We start from the raw sequence: 10,241 nt of genomic DNA, 5'->3' as shown, positions 1-10,241 counted from the left end.
GACAAGGTGACGCGCGCCAAGGAGGCCCGTGATCTCGGGGCGAAGTACGTCGAGTTCCACGCCGGCCTCGACGAGCAGGCCAAGCCCGGCTACGACCTCAGCGTCCTCCTGACCGCCGGCGAGAAGGCCCGCGTCCCGTTCTCCGTCGCGGGCGGCGTCAATGCCTCGACCATCGCGTCCGTGCAGCGCGCCGGGGCCGACGTCGCCGTCGCCGGCGGCTCCATCTACGGCGCGGCCGACCCCGCGAAGGCCGCCAGGGAGCTGAAGGCCGCGATCGTCTGATCTCTTCTCAGACAGCGAGCCGGGCAGGGATGCACCCTGCCCGGCGCGCTGCTTTAGCCGGTGCGAACTTAACCGCTGCTAACCGGCTTGGCCGCCCAGCCGCATGCACTCGTCCCACAGCCGCTTCCGGGAGGTCGGGTCCAGCCCCATTCCCGGCGTCGGCAGCGGCTTGCGCTTTGCCCAGAGCCTCCCAGTGACGGTTGCCGGCTCGTCGGAGGTCGCGAGCCAGACGGCAGTATCGGCGCCTTCCTCCGCTGGCTTGCCGATCGTGTCCGTGATCCAGCGGAACGGCCCGCCGATGTCCTGGAGCAGCGCCGTCTGCTTCACGAGCCCCGGGTGGACCGCGTTGACCACCACCCCGGTGCCGCGCAGCCGTTCCGCGAACTCCTGGGTGAGGAGCACGCGGGCCAGCATGGTCGGCGGGGTCGAGCGGAAGTAGCTGTACTTGCCTTCGGCGGTCTGGAGGTCGTCGAAGTCGAGTTTGGCTGCAAACGGCCCGTTCCCGTAGCGCGACGTGATGTTCACGACCCTCGCGCCGCCGGTGGCCGCCCCTCGCTTGAGCGCCTCCTCGAGCAGGAGCGTCATGAGGAAGTACCCCATGACATTCGTCGCGAACGTCAGCTCGAGCCCGTCGGGCGTGACGTGCCGCTCTTTGCGGAACACGCCGGCGGCGTTGACCAGGACGTGCAGCTCGTGGCGGCGGGTCAGGAATTCCTCCACGGCCGAGCGGATCGACGTCGGCGAGGAGAGATCGCACGCGAGTGCTTCGAGCTTGGCCCCGGGGACTGACGCCTGGATGTCCTGCACCGCCTCTTCCGCGCGCTGCTGAGTGCGGCCGACGACGGCGACCGTCGCCCCATCGCGCGCCAGAGCCTTCGCCACGGCCTTGCCGATGCCGCCGGTGGCTCCCGTCACGAGCGCGATTCGTCCATCGAGTGCGATTCGTCTATCCGACGAGGGCATTGCCACCGCCTCCTTAGCTGATGTCGTCTCCAACGTTAAGTCGGCTGCGGCCCGAGCGCCTGCGCTCCTGTCCCGTTGTCCATTCCCAATCGGTGCGGCTCCCGGCGTGTTGCCTGCGGCGCGGGTTTTGCGGGCGAAGAAGTGGACGGGAGGGCAGCGAGCGGCTTCCGATCAACGGAAGAACCCCTACCTGCTCGCCCTTGGCGAACTTACGCTGAGCAGAACCGCCCGGCCTGTCGCAGATGTTCGCGATACGAACAGTTGTGCAGAATGCGAACGTACCTGTACCCTCGAAGAGGAGACGGTGCCGCACGCGGGGCACTCAGCAAGGAAGCTAGAGGAGGAACCATGGCCGAGCCCGTCAAGTCGTCCGACGCGGCCGCTGACAACCAGGCGATTGTCAGCCAGGAAATCCGGGACATCGAACAGGGCTATAAGGCAGCCGTCGCTGCGGGCCAGCCCCTGGAGACCCAGCCACGCGTCGACTACCCGCCGTACCGCAGCTCGATCCTGCGGCATCCCACCAAGAGCCTGCACCACACCGACCCCGAGACGATCGAGCTCTACAGCCCGGCGTTCGGCCATCAGGATGTGCACACGCTCGAGTCGAACCTCACCATCCAGCACGGCGGCGAGCCTCTGGGCGAGCGGATGGTCCTCCGTGGCAAGGTGCTCGATGGCGACGGTCGGCCCGTGTCGGGGCAGCTCGTGGAGATTTGGCAGGCGAACTCCGCCGGCCGCTACATCCACAAGCGTGACCAGCACCCGGCGCCGATCGATCCGAACTTCACGGGCGTCGGCCGCTGCATCACCGGCCCCGACGGCTCGTATGAGTTCCTGACGATCAAGCCCGGTGCGTACCCGTGGAAGAACCACCTCAACGCCTGGCGCCCGGCGCACATCCACTTCAGCCTCTTCGGCACCGAGTTCACGCAGCGCATCGTCACCCAGATGTACTTCCCGGGCGATCAGCTGTTCCCCCTCGACCCGATCTACCAGTCGATCGTCGATCAGGACGCGCGGGACCGCCTCGTGGCCCGCTACAACCACGACCTGACCTCGCCCGAGTGGGCACTGGGCTACGAGTGGGACATCGTCCTCACGGGCCCGAAGCGGACGTGGACCGAGAACGAAGCGTATGGAGAGCAGGGCGACAATGAGTGACGCTACTGAGGGACACCTGACCCCCACCCCCGGCCAGACCGTCGGCCCCTTCTTTGGCTACGCGCTGCCGTTCGAAAAGGGCGGCGAGCTCGTCCCGCCGGGCAGCCCGAACAGCGTCCAGCTCCACGGCACGGTCTTCGACGGCAACGGCGACCCGATTCCGGACGCCCTCGTCGAGATCTGGCAGGCCGACGCGAACGGCAATGTCCCGAACGAGACTGGCTCGCTCGTCCGCGATGGCCACACCTTCACAGGCTGGGGCCGTACCCCGGTGGGCAACACGGGCAAGTACGTCTTCTCAACCGTCAACCCCGGCCCGACCGAGCCCGGCAAGGCACCGTTCTTCGCTGTCGCAGTCTTCGCGCGGGGCCTCATGAACCGCCTCTTCACCCGTGTCTACCTGCCGGAGGACACGGAGGCGCTTGAGAACGACACTCTCCTCAGCGCCCTCGAGCCTGCCCGCCGCAAGACGCTCATCGCCGAGCGCCTCGCGGACGGCTCGCTCCATTGGGACATCCGCCTCCAGGGCGAGGACGAGACAGTCTTCCTCGACTTCCACGCCCAAGGCTGAGCGCCGTGACGGATCCCGCCGCCTCGTCAGGGAGGACCAGCTTCGATCCAGCAGACAGAGGCCTGCTTTCCCCCGCCTGGGCCAACCCGGCCCTGGCCGGTGCGACCGGCGACGACGCGATCGTCGCCGCGATGCTCGAGCTCGAGGCATCGTGGGCGGAGACGCTCGAGGCGGCGGGCCTCGCCGAGGCGGGGTCCGCTCAGGCGGTGCGAACGGCTGTCAGGCAGGGTACGACGGCGGGAACGTACGACGGCGGTCACCTCGCCCAGGCGGCGCAGGGCGGCGGGAATCCCGTGATCCCGCTCGTCAAGGCCCTTAGGGGTGCCACGCCGGACCCCGGCAAGTCGGCCGTCCACAAGGGCCTGACGAGTCAGGACGTCCTCGATTCGGCGCTCATGCTCGTGGCCCAGCGCGCTGTCGCGGGCATCCTCGCGGATCTGAGTCCGGCCGCCGAAGCCCTCGCGCAGCTCGCTGATGAGCACCGGACTACCCCGCAGGTGGCCCGGACGCTCACGCAGCACTCGCTGCCCTCGAGCTTCGGGCTCAAGGCGGCGAACTGGCTTCAGGGCGTGGCCCACGCGGAGGCACGCCTCGCGGCCTTGGACTTCCCGGTCCAGTGCGGCGGCGCCGCGGGGACCAACGCGTCGCTCGTGGCGCTCGGCGGGGAGCCCGCGGCGCTCGCGGCCGACTGGGCGCACCGAACCGGCCTCGACGCTGCGGTCGCCCCGTGGCAGTCGTTCCGCGGACCGATCGCGGATCTGGCCCACGCGCTCGCTGCCGTGACGGCTGCCGCCGGGCACGTCGCGAACGACGTCATGCTCCTCGCCAGGCCCGAGATTGCGGAGCTCGGCGAGCCGCTCGCGGAGGGCCGCGGCGGATCGTCGGCGATGCCGCAGAAGCAGAACCCGGCCCTTTCGGTGCTCATCCGCTCGGCCGCGTTGCAGGCGCCGGCGCAGGTGATGCAGATCGAGGTCGCCGCGGCGCTGAGCGAGGACGAGCGCACCGGCGGCGCATGGCACACCGAGTGGCCCGCCCTTCGGGAGCTGCTGCGCCTCGCGGGCGGTGCCGCTGCGTCGCTGCACGAACTCGTGGAGGGCCTCCGCGTCTTCCCAGATGCCATGCGGCGGAACCTCGAGCTCAGCGGGCCGCTCCTCGTGAGCGAGCGGGTCATGCTCGAGCTCTCGGGCGTCGCCGAGGGCGGGCGCGCCGGCATCCAGAAGGCCGTCGACGCTGCCCTCGCGGCAGCAGCCCAGGGAGCCGACCCCGCCGATCAGGCGAGGGTCCTCCGCAAGGAGCTGCGCGCCGTCGTCCGCCCTGATGCGGCGGGCGAGGATTTCGACGCGCGGCTCGATGAGCTCCTCGACCCCGCCAACTATCAGGGAGACGCGGCGGGAATTGTGGACCGCGTTCTGGCGAACTACGAAGACAAGAGGAAGTGATCAGTACGTGAGCGTGCCACAGATCCGCGCCGTTCGGCTCTCGCCCCGCGAGGAGCTCGGCCAGAAGGAGCTCGTGGTCCTGGGGCCGTCGCTGGGGACGTCGACCGTGATGTGGGACGCCGTCGCGCGTCTCCTCGGCGACGACTACGACATCCTCGGCTGGGACCTGCCCGGCCATGGCGTCTCTCCCGCCGCCGAGCCGGACGCGGAGTTCAGTGTGGGCGAGCTGGCGGACGCGGTCGTCGGCCTCGTCGACTCCATCCTGCCGGGCACGGCGTCCTCACCTGCGGCGTTCCACTACGCGGGCGACTCCGTGGGCGGTGCGACGGGCGCCGAGCTCGCGTTGCGTCACCCCGACCGGCTCCTGACCTTGGCGATGTTCTGCTCCTCCGCGCGCTTCAACGGAGCCGAGGGCTACGCGGAGCGTGCCGAACTCGTCGCGAAGCAGGGCACGGCTGTGCGGCTGCAGGCCTCGGCGGAGATATGGTTCGCCCCCGGCTTCCTCGCCGAGCACCCCGCTGAATCGTCGCGCCTGCTCCACACGCTCCGCGATGCCGACCGCTTCGGCTACGCCGCGGTCTGCCGCGCCATCGCCGCCTACGACGTCCGCGACCGCTTCACGGAGATCACCGTCCCGTTCCTCGCCGTCGCCGGCCAATTCGACTCGGTCTGCCCGTTCTCCGACGCGCAATGGATGGCCGAGCACGCGCAGCAGGGCACCGCCGTCGAGCTTGCCGGCGTGGCCCACATCGCGCCCACGGAAAACCCCGCCGCAGTGGCCGAGCTGCTGCGAAAGCATTTTGCGGGCGCCGCGGCGAACGCGCCCCACGACCCGCGGGCCGGCGTCGTCCAGCCCGGCGCCACCCAGCGCGAGGTGTACGACGGCGGCATGGTGGTTCGGCGCGAGGTGCTCGGCGACGCGCACGTGGACCGGGCGAACGCAGGCATCGACGAGTTCACGTCCGAGTTCCAGAACATGATCACCCGCATCGCCTGGGGCGGGATCTGGACGCGGCCTGGGCTGAGCCGGCAGATGCGCTCGGTTGCGGTGCTCACGGCGATGATCGCCCACGGCCACTGGGACGAGTTCGCGATGCACGTGCGCGCGGCCCTGAGGAATGGGCTCACGCGCGACGAGATCAAGGAAGTGATCCTGCAGAGCGCCATCTATTGCGGGGTGCCGTCGGCGAACACGGCCTTCAAGGTGGCGCAGAAGACGTTGGCTGACATCGATGCAGCGAGCAGTGAGGAACAACAGTGACTGAAGCATTTCTGTATGACGCCGTCCGGACCCCGTTCGGCAAGTTCGGGGGCGGCCTCGCCGGGATTCGTCCCGACGACCTGGCCGCGCACATCGTTCGGGCCATCGTCGATCGCGCTCCGGGCCTCACCGCTGAGGCGCTTGAAAGCGGTTCTGTGGACGAGGTCATCTTCGGCAACGCGAACGGTGCCGGTGAGGAGAACCGGAACCTCGCCCGGATGGCGACGCTCCTCGCTGGCCTCCCGACCTCGATTCCCGGTACGACCGTGAACCGCCTCTGCGGTTCGTCGCTCGACGCCGCGATGATTGCCTCGCGCCAGATCGCGGTGGGCGACTCCGACGTCGTCCTCGTGGGCGGCGTCGAGTCGATGAGCCGCGCGCCCTGGGTGCTGCCGAAGACCGAGAAGCCATACCCGGCGGGCGACATGAAGCTCTCCTCCACCACGCTCGGCTGGCGGCTCGTGAACCCGAAGATGCCGTCGGAGTGGACGGTGTCCTTGGGCGAGGCGACTGAGCAGCTGCGCGAGCGGCACGCGATCGGCCGCGACCGGCAGGACGAGTTCGCCGCACGTTCGCACAACCTCTCCGACAAGGCCTGGAACGAGGGCTTCTACGACGACCTCGTCGTCCCCGTGCCCGGCACCGACCTCACACGGGACGAGGGCATCCGCCCCGGCTCGAGCGCCGAGAAGCTCGGCGGCCTTCGGACCTCGTTCCGGTCCGACAACGGGGACCGGTCCGGCTCCACGAAGGGCGGCACGGTGACGGCGGGCAACGCCTCGCCGCTCTCCGACGGCGCGTCAGCCGTCCTGCTCGGTTCGGAGGCGGCGGCTGGAACGCTCGGCCTCGAGCCCATCGCACGCATCGCCGGACGCGGCGCGGCCGCCAACGAGCCGCAGTTCTTCGGCTTCGCCCCGGTCGAGGCCGCGAACCGCGCCCTCGCCAAGGCGGGGATCACGTGGGACCAGGTCGGCGCTGTCGAGCTCAACGAAGCGTTCGCCGCGCAGTCCCTCGCGTGCCTCGACGCCTGGAAGATCGAGCCCGAGATCGTCAACCAGCACGGCGGCGCGATCGCTATGGGCCACCCGCTCGGCGCGTCCGGCGGCCGCATCCTCGGCACGCTGGCCCGCAGCCTGCAGCGCAGCGGCGAGCGGTGGGGCGTGGCGGCCATCTGCATCGGTGTGGGCCAGGGCCTCGCGGTGGTGCTCGAGAACGTCGCGGCTGCCAAGCAGAGCGCAGAGTAAGGACGAAAGACATGCTGGAATTCAAGGACAGCGTCGCCGAGGCCGTCGCGGGCGTGCAGGACGGCTCGACGGTCATGATCGGCGGCTTCGGCAACGCCGGGCAGCCGTTCGAGCTCATCGACGCACTGCTGCAGGGCGGCGCGACCGACCTCACGGTGGTCAACAACAACGCTGGCCAGGCCGATGAGGGCCTCGCGCTCCTCATCAAGGAGGGCCGGGTGCGCAAGATGATCTGCTCGTTCCCCCGGCAGAGCGACTCATGGCACTTCGACGCGAAGTACCGGGCGGGAGAGATCGAACTCGAACTCGTGCCACAGGGCAACCTCGCGGAGCGCATCCGTGCCGCCGGGGCAGGCATCGGAGGCTTTTTCACGCCGACCGGCTATGGCACCATGCTGGCCGAGGGCAAGGAGACCCGCTTCCTCGACGGGAAGTGGCAGGTCTTCGAGACGCCGATCCACGCGGACGTCGCCCTCATCAAGGCGCTCAAGGCGGACGGCAAGGGCAACCTCGTGTACCGCAAGACGGCGCGGAACTTCGGCCCCATCATGGCCGCCGCAGCCAAGCAGACGATCGCGCAGGTCTCGGAGATCGTGCCCATCGGCGGCCTCGATCCAGAGAACGTCGTGACGCCGGGCATCTATGTCAACACGATCGTGAAGGTGGGCTGATCTCATGGCTGAGACCTCGATTTCCGCTGCGCAGAAGACCAGCGACACCCCCCTCGGCCGCGACGACCTCGCGCGGCTCGTGGCGCGGGACATTGCGCCGGGTTCTTTCGTGAACCTCGGCATCGGGCAGCCGACCCTCGTCTCGAATTACCTCACCGCGGAGCAGGACATCACGCTCCACACGGAGAACGGGATGCTCGGCATGGGGCCCGAGGCCAAGGGCGACGAGATCGACCCCGACCTCATCAACGCCGGCAAGATCCCGGTCACCGAGCTTCCGGGCGCGAGCTACTTCCACCACGCGGACTCGTTCGCGATGATGCGCGGGGGCCACCTCGACGTCTGCGTGCTCGGCGCGTTCCAGGTCTCGGCGAAGGGCGACCTCGCGAACTGGCACACCGGCGCGCCCGACGCGATCCCGGCCGTGGGCGGCGCGATGGATCTCGCGACCGGCGCCAAGGACGTCTACGTCATGATGACCCTGCTCACCAAGGACGGGAAGTCCAAGCTCGTCCCGGAGTGCACGTATCCGGTCACGGGTGTGGGCTGCGTGACGAGGGTGTACACGGACAAAGCCGTCTTCCTCATTACGGACGACGGCGTGCGCGTGCGGGAGACGTTCGGCGTCACCTTCGAGGAGCTCGCCGAGCTGATGGACGTCCCGCTGCTCGCGGGTTGAGACCGTAGTGTTGATGACCGGCCACAGTGTTGATGACCGGCCACAGTGTTGATGACCGGCCACAGTGTTGATGACCGGCCACGACGCGAATAACCGTCCCTCGACGGCATGACCGCCCCGCATGAGCGACGGTTATGCCTGTGGGGGACGGTCATGCAGCGGACGGTCATGCAGCGTAGGGGCGGTTGCAGCAAGGAGAGGTGGAGCTGATGGCCGATACGGCACAGCCCGGCGACCAGTTCGTGCAGTCGCTCGCGCGCGGCCTCGCCGTGGTCCGCGCGTTCGACGCCGAGCATCAGGAGATGACGCTCTCCGAGGTCGCCGCCAGGACGGGGCTGACGCGTGCGACGGCACGCAGGTTCCTGCACACGCTCGTCGAACTCGGGTACATGCGCACGGACGGACGCACCTTCGCGCTTGCACCCCTCGTCCTCCAACTCGGGTACGCGTACCTCTCCGGCCAGCGGCTGCCCGAGCTCGCCCAGCCGTTCCTCGAGGACCTCTCGCACCGCGAGGGGGAGTCGACGTCGCTCGCGATCCTCGACGGCACGGACATCGTGTACCTCGCACGGATCCATACGCGCCGGATCATTTCCGTCGGGATATCGCCGGGAACCCGGTTCCCTGCGCACGCCACGTCGATGGGGCGGATCCTGCTCGCGGCGCTCCCCGCCGTCGACCTCGAGGCGTACTTTGCCACAGCGCGGCTCGACGCCCTCACACCGCGGACCCTCACGTCGCGCGAGGCGATCGAGGCGGAGCTGGCGAAGATCCGCGCGAGGGGATACGCCGTCGTCGACCAGGAGCTCGAGGTGGGCCTGCGATCGCTCGCCGTCCCGGTGCTCGGGGGTGACGGGACGACGATGGCGGCGATCAACCTCGCCCTGTCTGCGCGGCTCGACGGCGGTGAGGACCGTGAGGCGGAGGTCCAGCGGCTCGTTCCCGAGCTGCAGAAGACTGCGGCAGGTATCGCGGACGCTGCCCGCGCGGCCGGAGTTTCCTGAGGTTCGCGTCATCTCTGCGCCGCACCGACTCAGTGCAACCGATGAGCGGTACCGTGGAACGCATGGATTCAGGAAGCGGATCCCAGCAACTTTCTGCTGCGCCCACGGCGCCTGTCGCGCCACCCGGGCCGAAGCCCGTCCCCGCGCGACGACGGATCCTCGACGCGTCCTATAAGCTCTTCGCACAGCGGGGAATTCGGGACGTCGGCGTCGACGAGCTCATCGAGAACGCGGGCGTCGCGAGGGCCACGTTCTACACTCATTTCCGTTCCAAGGACGATCTGGTGCTCGCGTACCTCGCGCGGCTCTTCGAAGCGCGGTCGGCGGCCATCGAGGCCGCGGTCCGCAGCGGAGGCGAGGGTCCCTCCGCCCTCCTGGGCATCTTCGACGTCTTCGCCGAGGTCTTCAAACCGGGCGTCAATGACGGCAGCTCTTTTGTGCATGTCCTCATCGAGATGGGCGCTGAGCATCCTCTGGGAAAGGCGAGCATCGACTATCTGGCCCAGACGCGGGCCCAAATCGCAGCTCTCGCGGGCGATGCAGGCCTCCGCGATGCTCAGGAATTCGCCACCAAGTGCCATCTCCTGATCAAGGGCGCCGTCGTTTCGGCGGCCGAGGGCGACTGGGCAGCGGTTCAGCACGCCCGGACCATGGCTGCGCCGCTGATAGAGCAGTACCGGGTCTCGCAGTCCTAGTTACAGCCAGCCCGGCCAGGCGCGACGGTCCGCCTCCGCCTGCAGGCGATCCACCACTCTGTCTGCATCGGCGGCTCGTGACCGGGCGAGCACGAGCCCCCGGTCAGCCTGCTGTTTTTCGCGGCGGGCAAGATCGAGCAGGATCTCGATCTCCTCACGGCTGAGGTCGCTCAGTCCGGCCATGGTCCTCCTCCATCCGGCTGGGATCCCCATTGGCACCCCTACCCGCGTTGGACTCCCGTAGACTCACGCACCCGGCTTGTTTTGT

Annotated in this window: 12 protein-coding genes; 10 read left to right on the top strand and 2 right to left on the bottom strand. The window is 69.1% G+C overall.

What is annotated here, in order from left to right:
* The coding region (locus tag ACTHL9_RS09915) for an orotidine 5'-phosphate decarboxylase / HUMPS family protein (protein ID WP_440518748.1) at positions 1-282 on the top strand (282 nt) is incomplete at its 5' end.
* Positions 283-360: 78 nt separating this feature from the next.
* On the opposite strand, the gene ACTHL9_RS09910 is transcribed toward ACTHL9_RS09915, so the two are convergent.
* On the bottom strand, positions 361-1,197 hold the full coding sequence (locus ACTHL9_RS09910; protein ID WP_440518746.1) for an SDR family NAD(P)-dependent oxidoreductase: 837 nt from the start codon (positions 1,195-1,197) through the stop codon (positions 361-363).
* 396 nt (positions 1,198-1,593) lie between these two features.
* Between ACTHL9_RS09910 and pcaH the strand changes: the two genes are divergently transcribed.
* The 9 genes from pcaH to ACTHL9_RS09865 all read left to right on the top strand — a co-directional run bounded on the left by pcaH (position 1,594) and on the right by ACTHL9_RS09865 (position 9,973).
* Positions 1,594-2,409 (top strand): protocatechuate 3,4-dioxygenase subunit beta, encoded by an 816-nt coding sequence (pcaH, locus tag ACTHL9_RS09905; RefSeq protein WP_440518744.1) that lies wholly within the window; start codon positions 1,594-1,596, stop codon positions 2,407-2,409.
* Positions 2,402-2,980, top strand: coding sequence for a protocatechuate 3,4-dioxygenase subunit alpha (pcaG, locus tag ACTHL9_RS09900; protein ID WP_440518743.1), 579 nt, complete (start codon positions 2,402-2,404; stop codon positions 2,978-2,980). The genes pcaH and pcaG overlap by 8 nt, the downstream gene beginning before the upstream one ends.
* 5 nt (positions 2,981-2,985) lie before the next feature.
* The gene (locus ACTHL9_RS09895) at positions 2,986-4,419 is read left to right on the top strand and encodes a lyase family protein (RefSeq protein ID WP_440518741.1); all 1,434 of its coding nucleotides are present in this window, start codon (positions 2,986-2,988) and stop codon (positions 4,417-4,419) included.
* The gene (gene pcaDC, locus ACTHL9_RS09890) at positions 4,331-5,680 is read left to right on the top strand and encodes a bifunctional 3-oxoadipate enol-lactonase/4-carboxymuconolactone decarboxylase PcaDC (protein ID WP_440518739.1); all 1,350 of its coding nucleotides are present in this window, start codon (positions 4,331-4,333) and stop codon (positions 5,678-5,680) included. Before ACTHL9_RS09895 ends, pcaDC begins: the two co-directional genes overlap by 89 nt.
* The gene (locus ACTHL9_RS09885) at positions 5,677-6,924 is read left to right on the top strand and encodes a thiolase family protein (RefSeq protein ID WP_440518738.1); all 1,248 of its coding nucleotides are present in this window, start codon (positions 5,677-5,679) and stop codon (positions 6,922-6,924) included. Before pcaDC ends, ACTHL9_RS09885 begins: the two co-directional genes overlap by 4 nt.
* Positions 6,925-6,935: 11 nt before the next feature.
* The gene (locus tag ACTHL9_RS09880) at positions 6,936-7,595 is read left to right on the top strand and encodes a 3-oxoacid CoA-transferase subunit A (RefSeq protein WP_440518737.1); all 660 of its coding nucleotides are present in this window, start codon (positions 6,936-6,938) and stop codon (positions 7,593-7,595) included.
* 4 nt (positions 7,596-7,599) lie between these two features.
* Complete coding sequence (locus ACTHL9_RS09875; RefSeq protein WP_440518736.1) at positions 7,600-8,274, top strand: 3-oxoacid CoA-transferase subunit B; 675 nt, start codon at positions 7,600-7,602, stop codon at positions 8,272-8,274.
* A gap of 209 nt (positions 8,275-8,483) precedes the next feature.
* On the top strand, positions 8,484-9,278 hold the full coding sequence (locus ACTHL9_RS09870; RefSeq protein ID WP_440518735.1) for an IclR family transcriptional regulator domain-containing protein: 795 nt from the start codon (positions 8,484-8,486) through the stop codon (positions 9,276-9,278).
* A 62-nt stretch (positions 9,279-9,340) separates the two neighbouring features.
* On the top strand, positions 9,341-9,973 hold the full coding sequence (locus ACTHL9_RS09865; RefSeq protein WP_440518733.1) for a TetR/AcrR family transcriptional regulator: 633 nt from the start codon (positions 9,341-9,343) through the stop codon (positions 9,971-9,973).
* Here the strand turns inward: ACTHL9_RS09865 and ACTHL9_RS09860 are convergent, their stop codons facing one another.
* The gene (locus ACTHL9_RS09860) at positions 9,974-10,156 is read right to left on the bottom strand and encodes a hypothetical protein (RefSeq protein ID WP_440518731.1); all 183 of its coding nucleotides are present in this window, start codon (positions 10,154-10,156) and stop codon (positions 9,974-9,976) included. It lies immediately after the preceding gene.
* Between the last annotated feature and the right edge of the window lie 85 nt (positions 10,157-10,241).

Origin of the sequence: Sinomonas sp., from assembly GCF_051955515.1 — a bacterium.
Taxonomy (GTDB): Bacteria; Actinomycetota; Actinomycetes; order Actinomycetales; family Micrococcaceae; genus Sinomonas.
This window is presented reverse-complemented; position numbering and strand designations above follow the sequence as displayed.

What these genes read in the sequence shown, in the direction of transcription:
- pcaH (WP_440518744.1), top strand. Translation starts at nt 1,594, where the DNA reads ATGGCCGAGCCCGTCAAGTCGTCCGACGCGGCCGCTGACAACCAGGCG.
- pcaG (WP_440518743.1), top strand. Translation starts at nt 2,402, where the DNA reads ATGAGTGACGCTACTGAGGGACACCTGACCCCCACCCCCGGCCAGACC.
- pcaDC (WP_440518739.1), top strand. Translation starts at nt 4,331, where the DNA reads ATGAGCTCCTCGACCCCGCCAACTATCAGGGAGACGCGGCGGGAATTG.
- ACTHL9_RS09880 (WP_440518737.1), top strand. Translation starts at nt 6,936, where the DNA reads ATGCTGGAATTCAAGGACAGCGTCGCCGAGGCCGTCGCGGGCGTGCAG.
- ACTHL9_RS09875 (WP_440518736.1), top strand. Translation starts at nt 7,600, where the DNA reads ATGGCTGAGACCTCGATTTCCGCTGCGCAGAAGACCAGCGACACCCCC.
- ACTHL9_RS09870 (WP_440518735.1), top strand. Translation starts at nt 8,484, where the DNA reads ATGGCCGATACGGCACAGCCCGGCGACCAGTTCGTGCAGTCGCTCGCG.
- ACTHL9_RS09865 (WP_440518733.1), top strand. Translation starts at nt 9,341, where the DNA reads ATGGATTCAGGAAGCGGATCCCAGCAACTTTCTGCTGCGCCCACGGCG.
- ACTHL9_RS09860 (WP_440518731.1), bottom strand. Translation starts at nt 10,156, where the DNA reads ATGGCCGGACTGAGCGACCTCAGCCGTGAGGAGATCGAGATCCTGCTC.